Consider the following 24,571-nt stretch of genomic DNA (forward strand, 5'->3'; position numbering starts at 1 on the left):
CCTCTGCCAGTGGAGGGCGCTGGGGACGTACTTCCAGCGCTACTCCTTCAGCCAGATCGGATCGCTGACTTTCTTCAGGAACTCGGCATGGGCGGCGAGTTCCGCGGCGCTCGCTACATGCGGACGTGCCGGACGCACCGGTCGCTTCACCGCCAGCATGCCGCTCAGGCCCGTCGCCGCCATCTCGGGCGCGAGACCCAGATCGCGCTGCCGGCCGCCGCTCAGCTCGAGATAGACCTCAGCCAATAGTTCGGAATCGAGCAACGCCCCGTGCTTGGTGCGCTTGGCATTGTCGATGCTGAAGCGATCGCAGAGGGCGTCGAGGCTGGCGCGCTGGCCGGGAAACTTGCGCCGCGCCAACGAAACCGTGTCGACATAATCGTTCGTCAGCTTCGCGCGGCCGGTGCGCGCCAGCTCGGCATTGAGGAAGCCCAGGTCGAACTGCGCGTTATGGATCACGAGCTGCGCGTCGCCCAGGAACTCGATGAATTCCTCGACCTTGTCGGCAAACAGCGGCTTGTCCGCCAGGAACTCGTCGGTGAGGCCGTGCACTTCCTGCGCGCCCGCCGGCATCGGCATCTCGGGATTAAGATAGAGCTGCAACGAGCGGCCCGTGGCCACCATGTTCACGAGCTCGATGCAGCCGATCTCGACCACGCGATGGCCGGCGAGAGGGTCGAGGCCCGTGGTTTCCGTATCGAGAACGACTTCGCGCATTGACCCGTTCTAGCTTACTTGCGGTGCTATTTACGACGGGCGCGCGCGAGCTGGCCTGTGAATTTCTCCCGCCACGGATTGGGGGGCCAGAATCGCCCTGGCAATGTGCGTAGTTCGGCCACAGCACGAACCAGCGCCGACCGAGTCGGCGCCAGCCCCATACCCGTCGGGATCACGATGCTGGCCTTGCGACGCTTCAGGGTATCCGGCACCTGCTGACGCAGGATGCCGGCAAATTTCTCCGCCGTCATGCCGGGCCGGGCCATGACGCGCCGGCGCTGCAGAAAGGCCGGCGCGCTCACGACCAGCGTCGCATCCACGCGACGCTCCCCCAGCCCCTCGAAGAGCAGCGGGATATCGAGCACCACCAGCTTCTCGCCGGCCAGCGCGGCCCGCCGCAGGAAGGCGCGCTGCTTCTTGAAGACCAGCGGATGCACGATCGCCTCGAGCCGGCGCAGCGCCTCCTTGTTGCCGAAGACGCGCGCACCCAGCGCCTGGCGGTCGAGCACGCCCGCCTTCACGACGCCGGGGAACGCCGCTTCGATTCCGGGAAGAGCCGCGCCACCAGGCGCCTGCAGTTCATGAACGGCGGCATCGGCGTCGTACACGGGCACGCCCATCTCCCGCAGCATCTTCGCTGCGGTCGACTTGCCCATGCCGATCGAGCCGGTCAATCCGACAATGACCATCTACGGCAACGCTATACCAAACCTCAGGACGCAGCTCAGGGAACCAGGATCGTCTGACCGGTGGTCTTGCGGCTCTCGAGATCGATATGCGCCTGCGCAGCGTCGCCCAGCGGATAGCGCTGATCGATGGCGATCTTCACCTTGCCGCTCTTCACCATCTTGAACAGCGACTTGGCGCTCGCTTCGAGTTCGGCGCGCGTGGCGGTGTAGGCGCCGAGGCTCGGACGTGTGACATAGAGCGAGCCCTTGGTGTTCAGGATGCCGAGCGCTACCGGCGGCACTGCGCCGGAAGCATTGCCGAACGACACCATCAGGCCGCGCGGCTGCAAGCAGTCGAGCGAAGCATTCCAGGTATCCTTGCCGACACCATCGAACACGACGGGCACGCCCTTGCCCTTGGTGATCTTCTTCACCTCGGCAACGATGTCGTCCTTGGTGTAGTCGATCACCCACTTGTAGCCATTCTTCTTGGCGAGAGCGGCCTTCTCGGCCGACGAGGTCGTGCCGATCACCTTGTAGCCGCGTGCCTTGGCCCACTGGCCGAACAGCAGACCGACGCCGCCGGCGGCGGCATGGAACAGGATGGTGTCGCCCTTCTTCAGCCAGCCCTTGGGCGTGTGGTCGACGAGATATTCCGTCGTCATGCCCTTCAGCATGATCGCCGCGGCCTGCTCGTCGCTCACGCCCTTCGGCACATGCACGAGCTGGTCGGTACCCATCAGGCGCTCTTCGCAATAGGCACCGAGCACGCCGCAATAGGCGACACGATCGCCCTTCTTGAAGCCCCTCACCTTGGGGCCGACTTCGACGATCACGCCCGCGCCTTCGCGGCCGACGGCGTTGGGCAACGGCGTCTGGTAGAGGCCGGAGCGGGTATAGACATCGATGAAGTTGAGGCCGATTGCGGTGTGACGGATCTTTACCTGGCCGGGGCCAGGCGAACCGACCTCGACGTCCTCGAGCTTCATCTTCTCGGGACCGCCATTTTCATGAATCAGGATGGACTTGGACATAAGAAGCTCCCCAGTGAGGCGGTGGTCACTGAAGGTCCCCCCGCTCGGCGGCGTCGAGTATAGTGACCGGCCTTTTTCGCGCCAGCCCAGCGCAGCCCTGTTGTCAGGAGGGTTTATTGCCACGGCGCCGTGACCTTCTTTTTACGACAGCCGCCGCCCTGCTGGCGGCGCCAGCGATCGCCCGCGCGCAGATGGTCCTGCGCAGTGCAAAGGCGTCGTATCGCGTGGTAACGCTCGCCCAGGACCTCGAACAGCCGTGGGGCATGGCCTTCCTGCCGGACGGCCGCCTGTTGATCACAGAGCGGCCCGGCCGGTTGCGCGTGTTCGCCAACGGCCGGCTGGAGCGCGCACCGATCGGCGGCGTGCCGCGGGTCGTGGCCAGCGGCCAGGGTGGCCTCCTCGACATCTGCCTGCATCCGCGCTTTGTCGAGAACCGTACGCTCTGTCTGACCTACTCCGGGCCAGGGGAAGGCGGTGCAGCTACGGTGTTGGCGCGCGCTGAATTCCGCGACGGCGGTGGGTTGCGAAACGTCCAGCCGATCTTCGAAGCCTTGCCACGCACTTCAGGCGGGCTGCACTTCGGCTCGCGCATCGTCTTCGACCGTGCGGGGCTGATCTACGTGACCGCTGGTGAACGCTATCAGATGCAGCGCGCCCAGAGGCTCGACGATCTCGGCGGCAAGGTCGTGCGGCTTCGCGACGACGGTTCCGTACCCTCCGACAATCCCTTCGTCGGCCGCGCCGGCGTGCGGCCGGAAATTTTCTCGTATGGCCATCGTAACCCGCAGGGCATGGCGATGCACCCTACGACCGGCCGTATCTGGCTGACCGAGCACGGCCCGCGGGGTGGCGATGAACTCAACCTGCTGAAGGCCGGCGCCAACTATGGCTGGCCGCTCGCGACCCATGGCGTCGACTATAGCGGCGCCGTCATCAGCCCCAACAAGAGCTTGCCCGGGATGGAAGATCCGGTTCGCTTCTGGGTGCCGTCGATCTCGCCCAGCGGTCTTGCCTTCTACACCGGCGATCGCTTTCCCGGCTGGAAGGGCTCGCTGTTTACGGGCGCCCTCTCCAACAACGCGCTGTTTCGCATCGAGCTCGATGGCGAACGGTACGTGAGCGAGGAACGGTTGCTCGTCGACCTGCTTCCGTATATCCGCGACGTCCGGCAGGGCCCCGATGGCCTGATCTACGTCGTGACCCATACCGATTCCGGCGGTCTCTACCGACTGGAACCCGCCTGATCCATGCTCATTCTCGCCTCTGCCAGTCCCTCGCGCCGCCAGCTCCTCGCCAATGCCGGCCTCGATTTCACGATCGAGCCGTCGGGGGTCGACGAGGACGAGGTGAAACTGAGCCTCGTCGCTGAACGCGCCGCACCGCAGGACGTTGCCGAGACTCTGGCCGAGCTCAAGGCGCAGCGTGTTTCAAAACGACATCCTGCAGCGATGGTGATTGGCTCTGATTCGACGCTCGCCTGCAATGGCCGCCTGTTCGACAAACCACCGACACTCGCGGCGGCCCGCCAGCAGCTCCTCGATCTCCGCGGCCAGATGCACGAGCTTTGTTCGTCGGTCGTCGTCGCGCGCGGCGGTGCACGGCTATGGCACCATAACGAGCGTGCCCGCCTCACGATGCGGCCTTTCACCGAGTCTTTCCTCGACGCCTACCTGGCGCGTGCCGGTGAAGGCATCACGTCTTCGGTCGGCGCCTATCACTTGGAAGGCGTTGGCGCCCATTTGTTCAGCCGCATCGATGGCGACTACTTCACCATTCTCGGCTTGCCGCTGCTGCCGTTACTCTCCTTCCTGGCCGAGCACGGGATAGGCCTGGAAAAGGCCCAAGGGAAATCCCGGGAGAAATCCGCGTGAACGCCTACGAACAACTCGTTGCCGAAGCGCAGGGTCGGCCCTTCGCCGCCATCGTCGGCTGGCCAGTCGAACATTCGCGCTCGCCGGCTCTCCATGGCTTTTGGCTGCGGCAGAACCGCATCGACGGTCACTACGGCCGCCTGCCGGTCGAGCCGCGCCGCGCCGCGCTCGAAGAGCTGGTCACCTTTCTCAAGCGCACGCCCAATGCGCGCGGCTGCAACCTCACCCTGCCGCATAAGATCGAGATCATGCCGCTGCTCGATCACATCGATCCCGTGGCCAAGCGCATCGGCGCGGTGAACACCGTGGTGAAACAGCCCGACGGTACGCTGGAAGGTCGCAACACTGATGCGTTCGGCTTTCTCGAGGCCCTGAAATACAATGCACCGCATTGGACGGCCACCTCGGGGCCGGTCTTGGTGCTAGGCGCCGGTGGTGCTGCGCGCGCCGTGGTAGCGAGCCTGATCGATGAGGGCGTGCCCGAACTCCGAATGGTCAACCGCACCCGCCAATCCGCCGTCGATCTTGGCGTCGCCTTCACACCGTCGGATGGTCGTCGCGTCGTCATCGGCTCCTGGAACGAACGAAGCGAACTGCTTGCTGGAGCCACCTTGTTGGTCAACACCACGTCGCTCGGCATGAAGGGCCAGCCTGCGCTCGATATCGATCTCGCACCGTTGCCCCGCCAGGCCGCGGTCTACGACATTGTCTACGTGCCGCTCGAAACCGGACTGCTCGCCGCGGCCCGCGCGCGTGGCAATCGCTGCGTCGACGGGCTAGGCATGTTGCTGCATCAGGGTCGGCCGGGCTTCGAAGCGTGGTTCGGCAAGAAGGTCGATGTCAGTGCCGAACAACGACGCGCGGTCGCGGCCGATCTCGGCGTTTGAGCGTAGAGGGTCTCAGTATGGACAGTAATCCGCCCGACGGTTTCAAACCGCTGTTTCGCACCAGCCCGTTCCTCGATCACAACGGGCCATTCTTCTATCGCGAGAACAGTGACGGCACCTTCGTGGTCGGCCTGCGCATCCAGCCCAAGCATGCCAATGCACGCGGCATCGCCCATGGCGGGCTGCTGATGACGCTTTGCGACATTGCCTTGGGCTATCGCACGACACGCAGCCAAACGCCGTCGCCCATGCTCACCACGGCGAGCGTGAAGACGGATTTCGCCGGATCGGCCAAGCTCGGCGACTGGGTCGAGGCGCATGTCGACGTGCACAAAGTCGGCGGCCGCCTGGCTTTCGCCAATTGCTACCTGATGGTCGGCGAGGAGCGCATCGTGCATGCCAGCGCCGTGTTCGCCCGCACCGGCGATCGCCCGGCGGGGACGCCCTCTTGAAACTGGTCCTGACGGCCTTCCTGCCGTTCGCGCTGGGCTATTTCCTGAGTTTCCTCTTCCGCTCGTTGAACGCCGTGGTGGCGCCGGCGCTGCAGAGCGAACTCGGCCTCGGCGAAGCGGCGATCGGCGTCGTGACCTCAATGTATCTCGCGGCCTTCGTGGTTGCCCAGCTGCCGGCCGGCGTGGCGTTGGACCGATTCGGCCCGCGCCGCGTAGCGCCGGTGATGCTGCTGGCGACGGCAGTTGGCGCCGTCGTTTTCGCCTTCGGTCAGGACGTGGTGACGCTCAGCATCGGCCGCGCCCTGATCGGTCTCGGCCTGTCCGTCGCGTTGATGTGCGGCTTCAAGGCCAATGTCCTTTACTGGCCGATCGGCCGCCTGCCACTTGCCAATGCCATCATGATGACCTTCGGCGGGCTGGGCGCGGCCATGGCGACGCGGCCGGTGCAGTGGCTGCTGGTCGACTACGATTGGCGCCACATCTTCCTGGCCCTGGCCGTCATCACCGTGGCCGTGGCGCTCTATCAGTTGCTCGCCGCACCTGCTTACGAACGCGGCGGCAAGGGCCGGCTGAAAGACGAAGTGCACGGTCTGCTGGGTGTGCTCAAGACGCCCCTCTTCTGGCGCGCGGGCCTGGCCCCCACTTTCTCGCTGGGTGTCTGGATCTGTTATGCGAGCTTCTGGGCAGCGGGATGGCTACGCGACGTTGCCCATCTCGACGAACCGTCGGTGGGTGTCGCGCTGTTCGCGCTCTCGATCGCCATCATCCCAGGCTACTTCTTCAGCGGCATGATCGTCGACCTGCTGCACCGCCGTGGCATCCGCGGCGGGCGCGTGCTGTTGGTCTACGGGCTGCTGTTCCTCGCCATCCATGTGCCGATCGCGATGAACGTCACCACGATGCCCAAGCTCCTGTGGTTCACCTACGTCATGCTGGGTGGCATGCCGGTCGTCTGCTACGCGCTGGTCACGCGCGCCTTCGCGCCCGAACTCGCCGGCCGGGTGAACACCACGCTCAATCTGGTCTGTATGGGGATCGCGTTCCTGGTACAGGCCGCGATCGGTCCGGCACTGGCCTGGATGGAAACCGCGCATGGCCTGCCACGCCCCCAGGCCCATCAGCTCGTGACCTTCGCCCTGCTGGCGATGCAGGCCATGGCCTGGGCCTGGTTCGCCGCGAGCCGTGAGGCCCGCGGCTTACCGTAAGGCTTACTGGTTCATCGAACCGAAGAAGTCCTGGTTGGTCTTCGCCGTGCGCAGCTTGTCGAGCAGGAACTCGATGGCATCGACGGCGCCCATCGGCATGAGGATGCGGCGCAGCACCCACATCTTCGAGAGCGTCGCACGGTCGACCAGCAGCTCTTCCTTGCGGGTGCCCGACTTGGTGATGTCGATCGCCGGGAAGGTGCGCTTGTCGGAAACCTTGCGGTCCAGGATGATTTCGGAGTTACCGGTGCCCTTGAACTCTTCGAAGATCACCTCGTCCATGCGGCTGCCGGTATCGATCAGCGCCGTGGCGATGATAGTGAGCGAGCCACCTTCCTCGATGTTACGCGCTGCACCGAAGAAGCGCTTGGGCCGCTGCAGAGCGTTGGCATCGACGCCACCGGTCAGCACTTTGCCGGAGCTGGGCACGACGGTGTTGTAGGCGCGACCGAGGCGGGTGATCGAGTCGAGCAGGATCACCACGTCCTTCTTGTGCTCGACCAGGCGCTTGGCCTTCTCGATCACCATCTCGGCAACGGCGACGTGGCGGCTGGCCGGTTCGTCGAAGGTCGAACTCACGACCTCGCCCTTCACCGTACGCTGCATGTCGGTCACTTCCTCGGGTCGCTCGTCGACGAGCAGCACCATGAGGAAGACCTCCGGGTTGTTGGCGGTGATGGCGTGCGCAATATTCTGCAGCAGCACGGTCTTGCCGGTACGCGGCGGCGACACGATCAGGGCGCGCTGGCCCTTGCCGATCGGCGCAATCAGGTCGATCACGCGGGTCGAGATGTCGAGCTGCTGTTGCGGCGTGGTGCCGGCCTTCTTGGTCAGCGTGCCGGTGCGGCGCGCGCCGACGCGGCCCGACGAGGTGGCGCGTGCACCACCCACCGATTCTTCGGCGACGGCCGGCGCCATGGCGGCAGCACCGCCTTCGAGTTCAAGCTTCAGCTTCTCGTCGGGATAGAGCGGCGTCAGCGAGTCGAAGTTGATGCGATGGCGCAGCGCGTCCGGATCGTCAAAGTTGATCTTGTTGATCTGCACCATGGCGAAGTAGCGCTCGCCGTCCTTGGGCGCGCGGATCTCGCCTTCGACCGTGTCGCCGGTGCGCAGGCCGAACTTACGGACCTGCGTGGGGCTGACATAGATGTCGTCGGCGCCGGGTAGGTAGTTGGCTTCCATCGAGCGCAGGTAGCCGAAGCCGTCGGGCAGCACCTCGATGGTGCCGACGCCGAAAATCGCCTGATCGGCGGCGGCGAGCTTCTGCAGGATGGCGAACATCAGCTCCTGGCGGCGCATCATCGCCGCACCCTCCACGCCCTGCTCTTCGGCAAAGGCCAGGAGTTCGGGAGGCTTCTTCTTCTTGAGGTCTTGGAGATTCATTTGTCTTCAGTCTGGTGGGAAATGACGCACGCGCTTGCGTTGGCCGGGACGGCCAAACCTTGAAAACAGCGCTGTGTCGTACTGGTGGGCCCCGTCGAGTTACCGCCGGGGAGGCAGTGCCAGGGGCCCAAAGGTAACGTTTATATAGGGACGCACCCCGGCCCTGTCAAAGCCCCGCCGTCGCCACCGGCCGGTGTTCGGTGCCGGCCCCGGGGGTCACGAACAGGAGCTGGCCGGGCTTTTTCACGATGCCGCGATGCCAGGCACCCTGTGGCACGACGAAGGTCTGCCCGGGGATGAGCGCCGTCCGCTGTTCCCCGGACGCCGTCTCGATCACCATCTCCATCTCGCCCGACAGCAGGGTCAGGATCTCCTCGCCGGCCGGGTGGCGTTCCCAATGCGGCCAATCGCCGGACTGGTCGAAAATGCCCATCAGCCGGCCTTTTTGGAGTTCGCGGCGCTGATCGACCGTCGCCCAGAAGGCTTCGCCGCCTTCGACGACGGATGCTCGCTCGTCCGGCCGAAGATGGATGTAGGTCCCGTCGAGTGTAAAGGCCTGGCTCATGACTCCTCCTCTGCCAGCATCTCGGCATAGCGGAAGATCTCGGTATGGTCGGCACCCTTGCCAAGCTTGCCGTCGGCCGCCGTCCAGTAGGAAACGGCCTGCTGGAGGTTCGGCATCTTGAGCTTGAGGTGCTGGGCAACGTCGCCGGCGGTGCGCAGGTCCTTGGCCATCAGCGCCGTCGTGAAACCTGCCGAGAAAGTACGTGACACCACGAACTGACGACCCTTCACTTCGGTGGCGTTGCTCTTGCCTGTCGAGCTATTGAAGACATCGACCATCGTGCCGGGATCGAGCCCGAAAGCCTCGCCTACCACCAGCGCCTCGCACATGGCGACCAGCCCCGCCGCCGACAGATAGTTGTTCAGCGCCTTCAGCGCATGCCCTGCGCCGGCTGGGCCGCACAGGGTGATGGTTTTGCCCATGGCACCGAACACCGGCCGCACACGTTCGAGATCGGCAGCCGCGCCGCCCACCATGATGCTGAGCGAACCATCGACCGCACGTTTCACACCGCCCGACACCGGCGCATCGAGCAGCGCGACACCGCGGCCGGCGAGATCGCGCGCCAGCTTTTGAGTATCGACAGGATTGGACGAGCTCATGTCCATGACGAGCGCGCCGGCCTCGAGACCTTCGACCGCAGCATCACGGCCTTCGAGCACGGCCCGCCGCACGATCTTGCCATCCGGCAGCATGGTGATCAGGGCCGCCGCACCCTGGGCAGCCGCCTTCGCCGAAGCCGTCGCCAGAGCCGAAGGATGTGCGCCGACGAAATCCGAAACCGCCTTCTGCGAGACGTCGAACACGCGCAGCTTGAACCCTGCCTCGACGAGACGCGTCGCCATCGGACGCCCCATCATGCCGAGACCGATGAAGGCAATGGTGGCGGGAGGTGCAAGCGTCGTCATGGTTCAACCCCTGAAATGAGGTCGTATTCATAGAGCGGCAGCAGCCGGCCGGGAATGGCGTCGGACGGCGCGTTTCGCACGAAGCGCGCGCCCATGCGCTCATAGAACGACACGGCGTTGGGATCGGCAAGGATGGTCATGCGCCGTGCGCCCAGGCCGCGCGCCATGCTGGCAGCGGCCTGAAACAGCAGACGGCCAGCGCCCGATCCGATCGCTGGCGGATCGACGAACAGCGAGTCGAGATCGACCGTCTCGCCGTCGCCCAGAACCGCTGCCATCCCAAGTGCTGGACCTTTAGCGGCGGCCGCGACCAGCACACGGCCAGCAGCGATATCCGCCGCGTCGACAGCAAGGGCCGCCGCACTCAGCTTCATGAAAGCATCGTCGTAGGCCCAATGCGCCTTCGATCTGATGCAGAGCGCAGTGAGCGTCGCCGCCTCGCCCGGCCGAGCCGGTCTGACGACGACGGTCATCGCTCAGACGCCGCGTTCCTTGAAGACGTCGCGCGCCGTCTTGAAGGCGTCGAGGCTCGCGGGGATGCCGCAGTAGATGGCGACCTGGAGGAAGATCTCCTTGATCTCGTCCTTGGTGAGGCCGTTGTTCAGCGCGCCGTTGATGTGGAGCTTGAGTTCGGGTCCGCGGTTCAGTGCCGCCAGCATCGCGAGATTCAGCATCGAACGTGCCTTCTTCGGCAGGCCCGGACGCGTCCAGACATAGCCCCAGCAATACTCTGTCGTGACATCCTGGAACGACATCATGAAATCGTCGGCACCGGCCATCGAATTGTCGACATAGCCCGCACCCAGCACGGCCTTACGGACCTTCATGCCCTCGTCGTAGAGCTTCTTGTTGCGCGGGTTGGGCTTCGCCTTCGTCGCCTTGCTCTTCGTCTTGGTTCCAGCCTTAGCCTTGGTCGCCTTTGCCATGTCTGCTCCTCCGGATGACACCAGAGGGCTGTATATCAGACCGGAACGTGATCGGCGTGCGCGCTTGGCGAAACGTCGAGGCCCTTGGCGCGGGCACGCTGGCAAAGATCTTCGATGGTGATGTTGTCGAGCTGGGACATCATCTCCTCGCGCAACTTCTCCCACAACGGCCAGACGACCTCATGGGCAAGCGGCGAGCCGATGGCCGGATCACTGGGTTCTGTCTCGACCTCGAGGTTGCGCACCACGCGCACCACCTCGCCGAGCGTGATGTCGACCTTGTCGCGGCCCAGCCGATAGCCGCCGCGCGGACCTCTCTTGCCGTTCAGGATGCCGGCCCGCACCAGATGCTGCAGCACCTGCTCGAGATAGCGCTTGGGAATGCGCTGGCGTTCGGTGATGTCGCCGCTGCGCACGGGATGCTCGCCGACATGGAACGCCACATCGAGGACCGCCTCGATCGCGAACATCGTCTTCTTGCTGAGGCGAGGCATTGCCGTTCCCGTCCCCCTCTCAAGCGCGCTTGGCCGACCCGGCCGCCACTCCTGCACCTACGCCCGTAGAACCAAAACCACCTGCGCCACGCGCCGTCTCGTCGAGGCTCGCGACCTCTCGCCAGGCGGCACGCGCGTGGCGCGCGATGACCATCTGAGCAATTCGCATGCCGCGTTCAATCCTGAACGGCTCCTTGCCGAGATTGACCAGGATGACGCCGACCTCACCACGATAATCCGCGTCGATCGTGCCGGGGGCGTTGGCGACCGTGACACCATGCTTGGCGGCCAGACCGGAGCGCGGCCGGACCTGGGCCTCAAAGCCTACCGGCAGAGCGATGGAAATACCTGTCGGCACAATCCGGCGCTCCAGCGATGCCAGCTCGATCGGCTGGTCGATGGCAGCGAGCAGATCGGCGCCGGCAGCGGCGGTGCTCGCATAGTCGGGAAGCGGCAGGTCACGCGCGTGGCCAAGACGAACAATCTCGATCTCGATGCTTTCCACGCCCTTCATGCGTTCCTCTCCCCTATCCCCTTCATGGTCCCGTCATGGGCGGCATCATTCCGCCGCCTGCGCCTTGGGCGGTTGCCCGAAATGCAAGGCGATGCGTCCAGCCAGCCGGATCGCCACATCCCCCTTGGCGAGCGTCGGCCAATCCTCGACGCCCTTGGCGCTGATCAGATGCACCGTATTGCGCTCCCCGCCAAAGGTGCCTTTGGCCGGTGATACGTCGTTAGCCAAGATCCAGTCGCAGCCCTTGCGCGTGCGCTTCTCGACAGCATTGGCAACCACGTCTTCGGTTTCGGCGGCAAAGCCCACGACCAGCGCCGGCCGCTTAGGCCCAGGCTTGGACAGGGTCGCCAGGATATCGGGATTGGGTGCGAGTTCCAGCGCCGGTGGCTGGGCGCCCGCCTTCTTCTTGATCTTCGCAGTGGCGGGCTTGGCTGCCTTCCAGTCGGCCACGGCGGCGGCGCAGACGGCGATGTCGACCGCACCGGCCCCCAGACAGGCCGCCAGCATCTGGTCGGCCGAGTCCACGCGCACGACGCGCACGCCTACCGGATCGGGCACCACGACCGGACCACTCACCAGGGTCACGTCGGCACCGAGCTGGGCCAGCGCCTGGGCTATGGCATGGCCCTGCTTGCCCGAGGAATGGTTGGAGATGTAGCGCACCGGATCGAGTGCCTCGCGCGTCGGTCCCGAGGTCACGAGCGCGCGCTTGCCGGCAAGCGGCTTTTCACTCGTCAGCAGTGCCTCGATCGCCGCCACGATCTCGAGCGGTTCGGACATGCGACCCGGCCCGAATTCGTTGCACGCCATGGCGCCATCGTTGGGCCCCACGAAGGTGACGCCGCGCTTCTTCAGCGTCTCGACATTGGCGACGGTGGCGGCATGCGTCCACATGCGCACATTCATCGCCGGCGCAGCGAGGACGGGCTTGTCGGTGGCGAGCAGGACAGTGGCAGCGAGATCGTCGGCCATGCCGGCGGCCATGCGCGCCAGGATGTTCGCTGTCGCCGGCGCGACGACCAGCAGATCGGCATCGCGCGAGAGCTGGATATGGCCCATCTCGCTTTCATCGGTCAGCGAGAACATGTCGCTATAGACCTTGTCCTCAGTGAGGGCCTGCAGCGAGAGAGGCGTCACGAATTTCGCGCCGGCCTCGGTCAGGACGCAACGCACCGACGCGCCGCGCTCACGCAGCCGCCTGATCAGGTCCAACGACTTGAACGCCGCGATGCCTCCCGCGACGACTAGTAGGATGCGCTTGCCGTGCAACATAGCCGGAAGATTATCACAAGAGCCGGGTCGCGAAAGTGTACAGCCCCGTCAGCAGGAGCGCCCAAAAGACAGCCAGGCGGAACTGCTCGACCGACAGACGGGAGCGGATCTGCTGGCCGAGCCACATCCCGACCACTGCCGGCACGACCGCCGCCGCAGAAACAAGGGCGCGCGGGCCATCGAGCAGGCCGAAGAACAGCAACGACGCAGTCAGTGCGAAGGAAGTCGCGCAGAGGACCACGCCCAGGGTCTGCACCAGTTCCGACGGCTTGATATCGAGACCCTGCAGGTAAGGCATCAGCGGCACGACGGGCACGCCGACCAGTCCGGCCACGAAACCCGAGACAACACCGATCACCGGCGCCAACGGCCTCTCGAGATCGGCATGGATGTGAAGCCGGATACGGAACAGACCGAGCGCGCTGTAGGCGATGAGCACAGTCCCCAGTACCAGGAAGGCCCAGTTGGGGCCCTTCTGCCCGATCAGCCAAACCGTGAGGTAGAGGACCACCGCGAGCGGCACGATGAGCGGCCATTGGCGCCGCACGATCACCTTGAACTTTCCGCCGACCGAAGCCTGCCAGATGTTGGTGAAGATGGTCGGCAGCGAGATCAGCGCAATCGCCTCCGGCAGTGGCAGGTAGAGCGACATCAGCGCGATCGAGATCGCCGGCAGCCCCAGCCCGACCAACCCCTTGACTGTCCCGGCCAGCAGGAAAACGGCAAGGCCGACGATGATATCGATGGGAGACATTCAGTCAGCTCTTTGCCGGGCGCGTGCCCAGCCTCAATCCCACCAGGCCGCGATGGCAGCGATCAAGGCCAGGATGGCGACGACTTCCGAGAAAGCCGGACGCCAGCGGCTGGCCGACGGCGGCTCAGCGGCGGCGCGCTCGGCTTTGCGACGTTCGTGTTCGGCCACGAGAAGCAGGCTGTCGATCAGGCGCGGCAGGCGGCGCAGGCCGTGCGTCAGGTCTCCGACGGCGCGGCCGACAGTGGCGCGCGGGCCGAAGTGTGTGACCATCCAATCCTCGATCAGCGGTCGCGCCAGCTCCCAGATATTGACGTGCGGATTGAGCTTGGTGCCCATGCCCTCCGCCATCAGCATCGTCTTCTGCAGCAGCAAAAGCTGTGGCTGCGCACTCATCTCGAACTGTTCGGTGACGCGCAACATCTGGGCCAGCAGGCGGGCGATCGAGATCTCGTGGCTGGGTTTGCCGAAGATCGGCTCACCGATCGAACGGCAGGCCTGGGCAAAAGTCTCGACCGACTGATCGGGCGGCACGTAGCCTGCGCGGAACTGGACCTCGGCGACGGCGCGATAGTCACGCCGCAGGAAGGCGACCAGCAATTCGGCGAGATAGCCGCGTGTGTCCTCGTCGACACGGCCCATGATGCCGAAATCGACCGGCACGATACGGCCCTCACGATCGACGAAGGCATTGCCGCCGTGCATGTCGGCATGGAAGAAGCCGTCGCGGAACACCTGATAGAAAAAGGCCTCGGCGCACTTCTTCATGATGAGGTCGGGATCGTGCCCGGCGGCAATGATGGCGTCGCGGTCGCCGATGGGCGTGCCGTCGACCCGCTCCTGGGTCATAACGCGCTCGGCGGTACGGTCCCAATCGATCGTTGGGGCGCGGTAGTCGGGATTGTCGGCGAAATTCTCGCCGAGTTCTTCCGCCGCCGCCGCTTCCATGCGCAGGTCCATCTCGACCCGCACCACGTCCGCGAAGGCCCGCACCGAGTCGACGGGCTTCAGCCGGCGAAACCGCGGCTGGGTGCGCTCGACCAGCTCCGCCATCCAGTAGAAAAGGTCGAGGTCGCGCTCGAAGGCCTTCTCGATGCCAGGCCGCAGGACCTTGACCGCGACGTCGCGGCCATCGGTCGTGACGGCAAAATGCACCTGGGCAATCGAGGCGGCAGCGACCGGCTCGTCCTCGAAGCTCGAGAAGATCGCGTCGATGGGTTGGCCGAGCTCAGCCTCGATGATGCGACGAGCCTCGGCACCGGAGAAAGCCGGAAGATGGTCCTGCAATCGCGCGAGATCGGCGGCGACGCCCTCGCTCAGCAGATCGGCGCGCGTCGACAGCGCCTGACCGAGCTTGATGAACGACGGCCCCATCTCCTGCAGCGCCTCCGCCAGGCGCTCGCCCGGCCGCCGCGAATCACGCCGCAGCGCGAAGAGCCGCGCCCAGGCGATCAGCGCCGGGGCAATGCCGAGCGTTTCCAGCGGAAAGAGCGCATCGTGACGGGCGAAGCGCAGCGCCATGCGCAGCAGGCGCCAGCCGTTACGGAGAGCACGGAACATCTAGATGCGCCAACCCTGATGCAGCGCCACAACGCCCAGCGACATGTCGCGCCAGGAGACATTGGCAAAGCCCACCGCGCGCATGCGGGCCGCAAGCTCGCGCTGTGGCGGAAAGCGGCGGATGCTCTCATGCAGATAGCGGTAGGAGTCGGCGTCCCTGGCGATGACCTTGCCAAAGAACGGCAGGGCGCGCTCGGAATAGGCATCGTAGAGGCGGCCGACCGGCGCCGACGTCACCTTGCTGAATTCCAGACAGAAGAAGCGACCGCCCGGTTTGAGCACGCGATAGGCATCGGCCAGCGCCGCGTCGATGTCGGTCACGTTGCGCAGGCCGAAGGCGATCGTGTAGCCGTCGAAGGAGCGATCCGGGAACGGCAGCTTCTCCGCATCGCCGGTTGTCCAGGTAAGGCCCTTCAGCAGGCCGCGGTCGATCGCACGATCACGTCCGACCTCGAGCATGGCCGGATTGATGTCGCAAACGGTGACGTCGGGGCGGTCGCCCTGCCGGCGCAGCATACGGAAAGCGATGTCGCCGGTACCGCCAGCCACATCCAGGAACTTTTCACCCGGACGCGCATGGACCACGTCGACCATGGCGTTCTTCCAGAGCCGGTGCACGCCGCCCGACATCAGGTCGTTCATCAGGTCGTAACGCGGCGCCACGCTCTCGAAAACGCGCGCCACCATGCCCGCCTTTTCGGCGGCCGGAACATCGCGGAAGCCGAAAGAGGCGCGGTCAGCCGGGGCCTGTCCCTCGGGGCGGGCTGCGCTAGGATCGGGGGCGTCTGTCATGGGCCGCAACCTAGAGGAATAGCCATGCTGCTGAAAGACCGGGTGGTCCTGATCACGAATGTCGAGAAATTCGCAGGCCACGGCACGACACGTGTGGCCTTGGCCCAGGGAGCGACCATCCTAGCCCACGATCCCTCGTTCGAAGCGCCGAGCGCCCGGCGCAAATACGAAGCGGAATTCCCGGGCGCCCATGCCCTCTCGGCAATCGAGCCCGCCACCCTGGTCGAGCTGGCTCTGAAGCGGCACGGCCATATCGACGCGCTGGTGAACAACGACGCCTATCCGGCGTTGCGCGCGCCGCTCGGCGAAGCCCGCCTCGAAGATTATCGCGCGGCGCTCGAGGCCATGGCCGTGGCGCCGTTTCGACTGACACAGCTCGTGGTGCCGTCGATGCGCAAGCGCAAGTCAGGGCGCGTCATCTTCGTGTCATCGGCGGCGCCACTGCGCGGCATCGCCAACTACGCGCCTTATGTCTCGGCGCGCGCCGCCGCCAACGGACTTGTTTCTTCGCTTGCGAAGGAACTTGGCCGCGACGGCATCACAGTGAACGCCGTCGGCTCGAACTATGTCGAGAACCCGGATTATTTTCCGCCGGCCCTGCTCGCCAACAGCGACGCCATGGCCAAGATGACGGCGCAGATTCCGCTCGGACGCCTTGGCAAATCAGACGAACTCGGCGCGACGGTATGCTTTCTCTGCTCCGATGCCGCCGGCTTCATCACCGGCCACGTTCTTCCGCATGCCGGAGGGTGGGCGTGACATCGCGAAAGATCGCATGCACACTCCCTTCACAAACAATGTCGCGCACGGCTGACCGAAGCGCGACGGCCAGGGAAGGAACGTCTGAGCGACGCCGGTAAGTCCGGCGCGTTCCCCCATGGCTGAGTTCGGTCCGAGGACGGCGCATGGGAAGACAAATCGTCCACCGCCTGCTGGTCTCGTTCCCCGCACTGCTCGGGGTTCTTTTCCTGTGCTTCTGCCTCCTGCAGGTGGTGCCGGCGGATCCAGCGATGATCATCGCCGGCCCTGAAGCCAAGGCCGAGACAATCGCCGCCATCCGGCTGGAACTCGGCCTCGACCGACCGATCCCCATTCAATTCGCCGAATATATCGGCCGCGTGCTGCGCGGCGATCTCGGCCGTTCCATCATCTCAAACAAGATGGTGAGCGAGGAACTTGCTCTCACCATCGGCCCGACCATCGAGCTGATGCTGGGCGGCATGCTGCTCGCCGTCCCGATTGGGCTGACGCTCGGCACTCTGGCCGCGGTGCGCCGCGGCACGATCGTCGACCGCTTCATCATGGCCTTCTCGGTCGCCGGCGTTTCCATGCCGGTGTTCTTCATCGGCCTGATCCTGATCCAGTACATGGGCTTCCAGTGGGGCCTGTTCCCCTTCACGGGTCGCACCGGACCGATCTGGGACGGCGGCCTGCCGAGCCTCGTCCTGCCGGCACTGACCTTGGGCAGCGTCTTGATCGGGCCGATCGCGCGGCTGACGCGCACAGCAGTGCTCGAAGTGCTGGGCGCCGACTTCGTGCGCACCGCGCGCGCCAAGGGTCTGCGTGAGACCGTGGTGATCGTGCATCATGCGCTGCGCAATGCGCTGATCCCGGTGGTAACCCTGATCGGCCTGCAGGCAGCCTTCCTGCTGGGCGGCGCGGTGGTGACCGAAACCATGTTCTCGTGGCCCGGCGTCGGCCGCCTCGCCGTCGGCGCCATCGTTTCCAGCGATTTCCCGACGGCACAGGGCGCGATCATGATCCTCGCGATCGCCTTCCTGTCGATCAACCTGCTGGTCGACATCCTCTACGTTTATCTCGATCCCCGGGTGCAGCGGACATGAGCACCGAAACTCTCGACACCGTCTCGCCCGCCGAAGAGACCGGCCTGCTCTCCCGGTCCGGGGTACTGCGCCGGCTGATGCGCGACAAGGTCGCCGCGGTGGCCGGACTCTCCCTGACCTTGATCGTCCTGGCGGCCGTCTTCGCGCCTGTCGTGGCGCCCTACGATCCCTATCTCACCGACCTCACCAAAGTGATGCAGCCACCCAGTGCCGAGCACTGGTTCGGCACCGACAATACCGGCCGCGACATCCTGAGCCGCGTCCTCTTCGGCACACGCAACACGCTGATGCTGGGGCTGATCGGCGTCATCATCGGCGGCTTCCTGGGTGGCGTCCTCGGCATTCTCGCCGCCTATTATCCGCGGGCCGACGGCTGGATCATGCGGCTGGTCGACGTCATGCTGGCCTTCCCGGCGATCCTGATCGGTCTCGCCGTCGCGGCGATCTTCGGCGCCGGCCTCACCGCCGTCGTGATCGCGCTGGTGGTGGCGACCGTACCCGATGTGGCGCGCGTGGCGCGCGGCTCGGCCGTTGGCGTCATGGGCCAGGAATTCATGGAGGCCGGCCGCGCCGTCGGCGTCTCGGACCGCACGCTGATCTGGCGTTACCTGACGCTCAATTGCATCTCGACGATCTTCGTCTTCCTCACCTTGCGCTTCGGCCAGATCATCCTGATCGGCTCGGCGCTGGGCTTCCTCGGCATGGGCGCCCAACCGCCGACCGCCGAGCTCGGCATGATGGCCGCCCAAGGCCGCGACTTTCTCTTCATGGCGCCACACATCGCGACGATCCCGAGCTTCGCGATCTTCGTCATCGTGCTGGCCGCCAATCTTCTGGGCGACGCATTCCGCGACGTCCTCGATCCGAGGCTGCAACAATGATCAGACCCGTTCTGAGTGCAGCGTTCGCGTTGAGTACCGCTTGGGCCATCGAGTCGCCAGCGACCGCCCAGACCCTGAATATGATGAAGTCGATCGATGCGCCGCACTACGACGCGCAACGCACGACCTGGGGCCCTACCTCCGACATCGTCAACATGTTCCAGGATACGCTGGTCGCGCTGGACTGGGACGGCAGGACGCCGATCCCCTATCTCGCCAAGTCCTGGACCGTCAGCCCCGACGGCAAGCTCTACACCTTCAAGCTGCGCGATGACGTGACCTTCTGCAGCGGCAAGAAGTTCACCGCCGAGGATGTCGTCTATTCCTTCAAGAGGCTGAAGGATCCGGCCATCAAGGGCCCGTTCGCCTGGCGCGCCGGAACCATCAAGGAATTGCGCGCGCCCGATCCCTATACAGTGGAGTACGAACTCGAAGATCCGTTCTCCGAGCTGCTGCTGCAGCTCACCATGTTCACCAACGTCATTCACAACAAGGAGAGCGTCGAGGCACTGGGCAAGGATTACGGCGTCAAGGGCGCCGACGGCACCGGTCCCTGGTGCTTCGAGTCGTGGACGCCGCGCACGCAGATCGTGCTGAAGCGCCACGATGCCTACAAATGGGGCCCCTCGATGTACAAGAACAAGGGGCCCGTGAAGTTCGAGAAGCTGGTCATCAAGATCGTGCCGGAGGATTCGAGCCGCGTCGCCGCCATGATGGCGGGGCAGTTCGACTTCACCAATCAGTTCCCGTCGCAGTTCATCTCGCAGGCCAAGGTGGCGCCGATGCTTCAGGTGCAGGATGCCCGGCCCAATTTCCAGCTCCTCTACTTCGGCTTCAAGGTCTCGCGGCCCATGGTCGAGGATCGTCGAGTGCGCGAGGCGATGAGCATCGCGATCAACCGCGCCGAGATCGCCAAGGGCGTGCTGCTGGGCAACGCCGACCCCGCCTTCACGATCGTCGACCAAGAGGCGCAGGATTTCGATCCGAAGACGAAGGAGATCGTGAAGGAGGATCTCGAACGGGCCAAGAAGCTGCTCGACGAAGCTGGTTGGAAAGTCGGCAGCGACGGCGTCCGCGAGAAGGATGGCGTCAAGTTGCAGCCCAAGGTCTACTACACCCAGGCTGGCAACACGCCGCGCGTCGCCGAAGCAATCCAGGGCTACCTGCGCCGCATTGGCGTGCAATGGCAGCTCCAGCCTTGGGACTCGACAATCGCAGCAGCGAAGATGGCCGAGCAGGACTACGAGATCTGGTCGGTCACCGTGCCCTATCTGTCGGCCGGCGACCTGATGAACATCTACTTCGACTCCCGGAACATCCCGACTCCCAACCGGATGAACTGGAAGAACGCCGACACCGACAAATTGCTGAGCTTGGGGCGTGCCGCCCTCAACGATGCCGACCGCGCCAAGGCCTACGAGCTGGTGCAGCAACAGGTGATGCGCGAGCACCTCTGGATACCGGTGCTGAACATCAACATGCACATGGTGACCAGCAAGAAGCTGAAGGGCGCACGGCCGCACATGATCTACCAGAACACTTTCTACAAAGGGCTCGACCTGACGTTCTAGAGAACAAAATCCAACGAGACGAGGAAACGACGATGCGTACGATCTTCAAAGGTGTGGCAGCGTTGCTTGGCGTGGTCGGCATCTCCGCGGTGGCGGAAGCACAGACTCTCAAGATGATGAAATCGCTCGATGCGCCGCATTATGACGGGCAGCGCACGACCTGGTCGCCGACATCCGACATCGTCAACATGTTCCAGGACACGCTGGTGGCCATGGACTGGGATGGCAAGACGCCGATCCCCTATCTCGCCAAGTCCTGGACCGTCAGCCCCGACGGCAAGCTCTACACCTTCAAATTGCGCGATGACGTGACCTTCTGCAGCGGCAAGAAGTTCACCGCCGAGGACGTGATCTACTCCTTCAAGCGCCTGATCAGCCCCGAGCTCAAGGCGCCACTCGCCTGGCGTGCTGGCAGCATCAAGGACCTGCGCGCACCCGACCCCTACACGGTCGAATACGAGTTGAGCGAGCCGTTCGCCGACTTGCTGCTGCAGCTCACCATGTTCACGACCGCCATCCACAACAAGGAGAGCGTGGAGTCGCTGGGCAAGGACTACGGCGTCAAGGGCGCCGACGGCACCGGCCCCTGGTGCTTCGAATCGTGGACACCGCGTACGGAAATCGTGCTGAAGCGCCACGATGCCTACAAGTGGGGCCCCTCGATGTACCAGAACAAGGGGCCCGTGAAGTTCGAGAAGCTTTCGATCAAGATCGTGCCCGAGGATTCGAGCCGAGTTGCCGCCATGATGGGCAACCAGTTCGATGTCACGCACCAGATCCCGCTGCAGTTCATCCAGCAGGTCAAGGCATCGCCCAATCTCAACGTCCAGGAGGCGACGCCCAACTTCCAGCTCATGTACTACGGCTACAAGACGACGCGCCCAATGGTGGCGGACAAGCGCGTGCGTGAGGCGATGAACATCGCCATCAACCGCGCCGAGATCACCAAGGGGATCATGTTGGGCAATGCCACACCGGCCTACACCTTCATCGATCCCAAGACGCTCGACTTCGCCGAGTCGACCAAAGGCATCATCAAGGAGGATGTCGAGCGGGCGAAGAAGCTGCTCGACGAAGCCGGCTGGAAAGTCGGCAGCGACGGCATTCGCGAAAAGGATGGCGTCAAGCTGGCGCCACGGGTGTTGTTCACACAGGTCTCCTACTTCCCGCGCGTCTCGGAGGCGATCCAGGGTTACATGCGCAGGATCGGCATCGACTGGAAGATCGTCGGCTACGACTCGACCATCGCACCGGCGGAAATGGCCAAGCAGGACTTCGATCTTTGGACGGTGACGTTCCCCTACATCTCCTCCGGTGACCTGCTGAACTTCTACTTCGACTCCAAGAACATGCCGGCGCCCAACCGCATGAACTGGAACGATCCCAAGACCGACGAATATCTGAAGATGGGCCGCGCCTCGATCACCGATGCCGACCGCGCCAAATACTACGCGCTGGCCCAGCAGCGGGTGACCGAGGAGCACCTCTGGATGCCGGTGATGAACATCGCGATGTACACCACCAGCTCGAAGAAGCTGAAGGGTGTGCGGCCGCACATGCTCTACCAGAACACCTTCTACAAGGGCCTGGACTACTCCTTCTGATGGACAAGCTCCTCGACGTCCGCGGTCTCCGGACACATTTCCATACCGACCGCGGCCTGTTTCGCGCGGTCGACGGCATCGACTTTTCAGTCGAGCGCGGCCGGACCGTTGGGTTGGTCGGCGAATCCGGTTGCGGCAAGAGCGTGACTTCGCTCTCCGTGATGGGTCTGGTCGCCAGCCCGCCGGGCCGGGTCGAAGCCGACTCCATCCGCTTCGAAGGCCGCGACGTGCTGGGCCTGTCGGCCGACGAGCGCCGCAAGCTGCGCGGCGGCAAGATGTCGATGATCTTCCAGGAGCCGATGACGTCACTCAATCCGGTGCACACCATCGGACAGCAGATCGTCGAAGCGATCCTGGCCCATTCGACGATGTCGCCCACAGCCGCCAAGGCGCGTGCCGTTGAAATGCTCGACCTGGTGCGCATCCCCTCGGCCGCCGAGCGGGTGGACGACTATCCGCACCGACTGTCGGGCGGCATGCGCCAGCGCGTGATGATTGCCATGGCGCTGGCCTGTGAACCGGCCTTGCTGATCGCCGACGAACCGACGACGGCGCTCGACGTCACCATCCAGGCCCAGATCCTCGACCTGCTGCAGGACCTGCAGCGCCGCCTCGGCATGGCGATCCTGATCATCACTCACGATCTCGGCGTAATCGCCGAGGTCGCCGACGAAGTGCTGGTGATGTACGCCGGCAAGATCGTGGAAAGCGCGCCGGTCACCGCCCTCTTTGCCGACCCGCAGCACCCCTACACGATCGGCCTGCTGGGCTCGATCCCACGCATCGAGATCGATCGCGAACGGCTTTCGACCATCGAAGGCACCGTGCCCAGCCCCAACAACCAACCCAAAGGCTGCCGCTTCGCGCCGCGCTGTCCCTTCGCCGATCCGCGCTGCCATGCCGAGCCACCGCCGCTGCGCAACATCGGGACCGACCATCAGGTCGCCTGCTGGAAGGCGCCGGTCGAGCTGGCGATGGGCGAGCGTGCGAGGGCCATGGCATGAGCGCCGCAGCAACACCCGTGCTCCAGGTGGACGGCCTGGTGAAACATTTCCCCGTCGCCCGCGGCCTGATCCGCCGCAAGGTAATCGGCATGGTTCGCGCGGTCGAGGGCGTGAGCTTCGAGATCGCGCGCGGCGAGACCTTGGCGCTGGTGGGTGAATCAGGCTGTGGCAAGTCGACGACCGGCCGCCTTGTGTTGCGCTTGATGGACCCGACCGCCGGTTCAGTACGCTTCAAGGGCGAGGAAATCGCCAACCTCGACAAGCAATCGCTGCGGCGACTTCGTCGTCACATGCAGATTATCTTCCAAGACCCCTATGCGTCGTTGAACCCACGTATGACGGTGGGCGAGATCCTGGCGGAGCCGATGGCGGTGCACAACCTTCACACGGAGGCCGAGCGCGAGAAGCGCGTGAAGGATCTGCTCGACGTGGTCGGCCTGCTGCCCGAACACGCGCGGCGCTATCCGCATCAATTCTCCGGTGGCCAGCGCCAGAGGATCGGCATTGCCCGCGCCCTGGCGGTCAATCCCGATCTGATCATCTGCGACGAACCCGTCTCGGCGCTCGACGTCTCGATCCAGGCGCAGATCGTCAATCTGCTGCAGAACCTGCAGCAGCGCTTTGGCCTCTCCTATCTCTTCATCGCCCACGACCTCGCCGTGGTGAAGCACATCAGTGATCGCGTTGCGGTGATGTACCTCGGACAGTTGGTCGAGATTGCGACCAAGCGCGATCTCTACGACCGGCCCCTGCATCCCTATACGCAGGCATTGCTGTCGGCGATCCCGCGTCCCGATCCCAGCGTGCGCAAGGAACGCGTCCTGTTGGCCGGCGACGTACCCAGCCCCTTCGCGCCGCCCTCGGGCTGTCGCTTCCACACCCGCTGCCAGCACGCACAACCGCGCTGCAAACAGGAGCAACCCGAGCTGCGGGATGCGGGCGACGGCCATCGCGTCGCCTGCCATTTCTACGAGACGATTCCCAAGCCGATGGTTGCCGCCACGGCTGACATCGCCAACAGCAAGTTCGTCGAACGACTGGCGGCCTTCGAGGCGGCGAAGGCCGGCCGCGCAACCAAGGTTTAGAGATAGCCCGTGTATTTTGGCTGCTGCATCCAGTTGTCGTGGCGACCGTCCATGTAGCGGATCTGAAGCCGATCGAGTTCTTCAGCGCTCAGATCGTCGAGGGCGGCGACACTGATCGAGACGAAAGCGCCACCCAGCTCTTTGACGTCTCCGTCCCCGAAGGCGGTGACGCCACAGTTCCGACAGAAGCGATGATGACCTTGCTTCGTGGCGAACTGGTAGTCAGCGAGATCATCCTTACCGGACAGCAGTCGGAAGTCGTCAGGCTTGACCGACACGTTCCACGCCCGTTTCTTGGAACAGATCGAGCAGTTGCAGCGACCCGTGCCCTTGTCGAAGTCAATGTCCGCCTCGAAACGAACGCGGCCACAATGACAGCTGCCGTGATAGGTTTTCAGCATCACGAAAACTCCTTCACCACCTGCACATCAATGGCAGCGCAAGGGAGAGGTTGCCTCTGCCCTTGTCCGTCTATGTTGCTAGCATGGCCGTCACAAGACAGACACTTTACCAGCCCTTTGCCTGAGGCTGGTGGTGCCGTCGTACTCCCGCGCGATCAAGTTTGGCCGCGAGGAGCGAATGG

Annotated in this window: 26 protein-coding genes and 2 pseudogenes; 12 read left to right on the plus strand and 16 right to left on the minus strand. The window is 64.6% G+C overall.

Features of this window, described 5'->3' with window-relative positions; translation table 11 throughout:
- Nucleotides 1–39: 39 nt before the first annotated feature.
- The 3 genes from dnaQ to EPO50_RS29640 are packed head-to-tail and all read right to left on the minus strand — an operon-like array spanning nucleotide 40 to nucleotide 2,419.
- Nucleotides 40–717, minus strand: a complete 678-nt coding sequence (gene dnaQ, locus EPO50_RS29630) for a DNA polymerase III subunit epsilon (protein WP_296350374.1) — start codon at nucleotides 715–717, stop codon at nucleotides 40–42.
- 26 nt (nucleotides 718–743) lie between these two features.
- Complete coding sequence (gene coaE, locus EPO50_RS29635; protein WP_296350375.1) at nucleotides 744–1,406, minus strand: dephospho-CoA kinase; 663 nt, start codon at nucleotides 1,404–1,406, stop codon at nucleotides 744–746.
- Between the two features lie 35 nt (nucleotides 1,407–1,441).
- Nucleotides 1,442–2,419, minus strand: a complete 978-nt coding sequence (locus EPO50_RS29640) for a quinone oxidoreductase (protein ID WP_296350377.1) — start codon at nucleotides 2,417–2,419, stop codon at nucleotides 1,442–1,444.
- 116 nt (nucleotides 2,420–2,535) lie between these two features.
- Here EPO50_RS29640 and EPO50_RS29645 point away from each other — a divergent pair, with 116 nt between their 5' ends.
- Genes EPO50_RS29645 through EPO50_RS29665 form a run of 5 tightly spaced genes read left to right on the plus strand, consistent with a single transcriptional unit; the run spans nucleotide 2,536 to nucleotide 6,834 of the window.
- Nucleotides 2,536–3,663: a PQQ-dependent sugar dehydrogenase gene (locus tag EPO50_RS29645; RefSeq protein ID WP_296350379.1), complete on the plus strand. Its 1,128-nt coding sequence runs from the start codon at nucleotides 2,536–2,538 to the stop codon at nucleotides 3,661–3,663.
- Nucleotides 3,664–3,666: 3 nt separating this feature from the next.
- On the plus strand, nucleotides 3,667–4,290 hold the full coding sequence (locus tag EPO50_RS29650; RefSeq protein ID WP_296350380.1) for a Maf family protein: 624 nt from the start codon (nucleotides 3,667–3,669) through the stop codon (nucleotides 4,288–4,290).
- Complete coding sequence (locus tag EPO50_RS29655) at nucleotides 4,287–5,177, plus strand: shikimate dehydrogenase (RefSeq protein ID WP_296350382.1); 891 nt, start codon at nucleotides 4,287–4,289, stop codon at nucleotides 5,175–5,177. Before EPO50_RS29650 ends, EPO50_RS29655 begins: the two co-directional genes overlap by 4 nt.
- A 17-nt stretch (nucleotides 5,178–5,194) precedes the next feature.
- Entirely contained in the window at nucleotides 5,195–5,629 is a 435-nt protein-coding gene (locus EPO50_RS29660; protein WP_296350384.1) for a PaaI family thioesterase, read from the plus strand.
- Nucleotides 5,626–6,834 (plus strand): MFS transporter, encoded by a 1,209-nt coding sequence (locus EPO50_RS29665; protein WP_296350386.1) that lies wholly within the window; start codon nucleotides 5,626–5,628, stop codon nucleotides 6,832–6,834. Before EPO50_RS29660 ends, EPO50_RS29665 begins: the two co-directional genes overlap by 4 nt.
- A gap of 3 nt (nucleotides 6,835–6,837) precedes the next feature.
- On the opposite strand, the pseudogene rho reads toward EPO50_RS29665, so the two are convergent.
- The 12 genes and pseudogenes from rho to ubiE all read right to left on the minus strand — a co-directional run.
- Nucleotides 6,838–7,629: pseudogene (gene rho / locus EPO50_RS31625) on the minus strand (transcription termination factor Rho); the annotation flags it as partial.
- 138 nt (nucleotides 7,630–7,767) lie between these two features.
- Nucleotides 7,768–8,217: pseudogene (locus EPO50_RS31630) on the minus strand (Rho termination factor N-terminal domain-containing protein); the annotation flags it as partial.
- Between the two features lie 166 nt (nucleotides 8,218–8,383).
- Entirely contained in the window at nucleotides 8,384–8,782 is a 399-nt protein-coding gene (locus EPO50_RS29675; RefSeq protein WP_296350389.1) for a cupin domain-containing protein, read from the minus strand.
- Entirely contained in the window at nucleotides 8,779–9,690 is a 912-nt protein-coding gene (locus EPO50_RS29680) for an NAD(P)-dependent oxidoreductase (protein ID WP_296350391.1), read from the minus strand. Before EPO50_RS29680 ends, EPO50_RS29675 begins: the two co-directional genes overlap by 4 nt.
- On the minus strand, nucleotides 9,687–10,163 hold the full coding sequence (locus EPO50_RS29685) for a GNAT family N-acetyltransferase (RefSeq protein WP_296350393.1): 477 nt from the start codon (nucleotides 10,161–10,163) through the stop codon (nucleotides 9,687–9,689). Before EPO50_RS29685 ends, EPO50_RS29680 begins: the two co-directional genes overlap by 4 nt.
- Nucleotides 10,164–10,166: 3 nt before the next feature.
- Nucleotides 10,167–10,517: a carboxymuconolactone decarboxylase family protein gene (locus tag EPO50_RS29690; protein WP_296350485.1), complete on the minus strand. Its 351-nt coding sequence runs from the start codon at nucleotides 10,515–10,517 to the stop codon at nucleotides 10,167–10,169.
- A gap of 134 nt (nucleotides 10,518–10,651) precedes the next feature.
- A complete protein-coding gene (locus EPO50_RS29695; RefSeq protein WP_296350395.1) occupies nucleotides 10,652–11,110 on the minus strand; it encodes an Rrf2 family transcriptional regulator in 459 nt (152 codons plus the stop codon).
- Nucleotides 11,111–11,129: 19 nt separating this feature from the next.
- On the minus strand, nucleotides 11,130–11,624 hold the full coding sequence (dut, locus tag EPO50_RS29700; RefSeq protein WP_296350397.1) for a dUTP diphosphatase: 495 nt from the start codon (nucleotides 11,622–11,624) through the stop codon (nucleotides 11,130–11,132).
- Nucleotides 11,625–11,669: 45 nt separating this feature from the next.
- Nucleotides 11,670–12,896 carry a bifunctional phosphopantothenoylcysteine decarboxylase/phosphopantothenate--cysteine ligase CoaBC gene (gene coaBC, locus EPO50_RS29705; protein WP_296350399.1) on the minus strand — a complete coding sequence of 409 codons (1,227 nt, stop codon included), beginning with the start codon at nucleotides 12,894–12,896 and terminating at the stop codon, nucleotides 11,670–11,672.
- 13 nt (nucleotides 12,897–12,909) lie between these two features.
- Complete coding sequence (locus tag EPO50_RS29710) at nucleotides 12,910–13,650, minus strand: sulfite exporter TauE/SafE family protein (protein ID WP_296350401.1); 741 nt, start codon at nucleotides 13,648–13,650, stop codon at nucleotides 12,910–12,912.
- 33 nt (nucleotides 13,651–13,683) lie between these two features.
- Nucleotides 13,684–15,207: a 2-polyprenylphenol 6-hydroxylase gene (gene ubiB, locus EPO50_RS29715; RefSeq protein WP_296350403.1), complete on the minus strand. Its 1,524-nt coding sequence runs from the start codon at nucleotides 15,205–15,207 to the stop codon at nucleotides 13,684–13,686.
- The gene (gene ubiE, locus EPO50_RS29720; RefSeq protein ID WP_296350487.1) at nucleotides 15,208–15,894 is read right to left on the minus strand and encodes a bifunctional demethylmenaquinone methyltransferase/2-methoxy-6-polyprenyl-1,4-benzoquinol methylase UbiE; all 687 of its coding nucleotides are present in this window, start codon (nucleotides 15,892–15,894) and stop codon (nucleotides 15,208–15,210) included.
- Nucleotides 15,895–16,023: 129 nt separating this feature from the next.
- On the opposite strand from ubiE, the gene EPO50_RS29725 reads away from it, so the two are divergent.
- From EPO50_RS29725 to EPO50_RS29755, 7 genes are all read left to right on the plus strand, one after another.
- Nucleotides 16,024–16,758 carry an SDR family oxidoreductase gene (locus EPO50_RS29725; protein ID WP_296350405.1) on the plus strand — a complete coding sequence of 245 codons (735 nt, stop codon included), beginning with the start codon at nucleotides 16,024–16,026 and terminating at the stop codon, nucleotides 16,756–16,758.
- A 146-nt stretch (nucleotides 16,759–16,904) separates the two neighbouring features.
- The gene (locus tag EPO50_RS29730) at nucleotides 16,905–17,843 is read left to right on the plus strand and encodes an ABC transporter permease (protein WP_296350407.1); all 939 of its coding nucleotides are present in this window, start codon (nucleotides 16,905–16,907) and stop codon (nucleotides 17,841–17,843) included.
- Complete coding sequence (locus EPO50_RS29735) at nucleotides 17,840–18,724, plus strand: ABC transporter permease (protein ID WP_296350409.1); 885 nt, start codon at nucleotides 17,840–17,842, stop codon at nucleotides 18,722–18,724. The genes EPO50_RS29730 and EPO50_RS29735 overlap by 4 nt, the downstream gene beginning before the upstream one ends.
- Nucleotides 18,721–20,295: an ABC transporter substrate-binding protein gene (locus EPO50_RS29740; protein ID WP_296350411.1), complete on the plus strand. Its 1,575-nt coding sequence runs from the start codon at nucleotides 18,721–18,723 to the stop codon at nucleotides 20,293–20,295. Before EPO50_RS29735 ends, EPO50_RS29740 begins: the two co-directional genes overlap by 4 nt.
- Before the next feature lie 32 nt (nucleotides 20,296–20,327).
- Nucleotides 20,328–21,899, plus strand: coding sequence for an ABC transporter substrate-binding protein (locus tag EPO50_RS29745; RefSeq protein WP_296350413.1), 1,572 nt, complete (start codon nucleotides 20,328–20,330; stop codon nucleotides 21,897–21,899).
- Entirely contained in the window at nucleotides 21,899–22,903 is a 1,005-nt protein-coding gene (locus EPO50_RS29750) for an ABC transporter ATP-binding protein (protein WP_296350415.1), read from the plus strand. Before EPO50_RS29745 ends, EPO50_RS29750 begins: the two co-directional genes overlap by 1 nt.
- Nucleotides 22,900–23,988: an ABC transporter ATP-binding protein gene (locus EPO50_RS29755; RefSeq protein ID WP_296350417.1), complete on the plus strand. Its 1,089-nt coding sequence runs from the start codon at nucleotides 22,900–22,902 to the stop codon at nucleotides 23,986–23,988. The genes EPO50_RS29750 and EPO50_RS29755 overlap by 4 nt, the downstream gene beginning before the upstream one ends.
- Here the strand turns inward: EPO50_RS29755 and EPO50_RS29760 are convergent.
- On the minus strand, nucleotides 23,985–24,389 hold the full coding sequence (locus EPO50_RS29760; protein ID WP_296350418.1) for a GFA family protein: 405 nt from the start codon (nucleotides 24,387–24,389) through the stop codon (nucleotides 23,985–23,987). The two genes, EPO50_RS29755 and EPO50_RS29760, sit on opposite strands and share 4 nt — an antisense overlap.
- Between the last annotated feature and the right edge of the window lie 182 nt (nucleotides 24,390–24,571).

The sequence above is a fragment of the Reyranella sp. genome (assembly GCF_004297405.1).
GTDB lineage: Bacteria > Pseudomonadota > Alphaproteobacteria > Reyranellales > Reyranellaceae > Reyranella.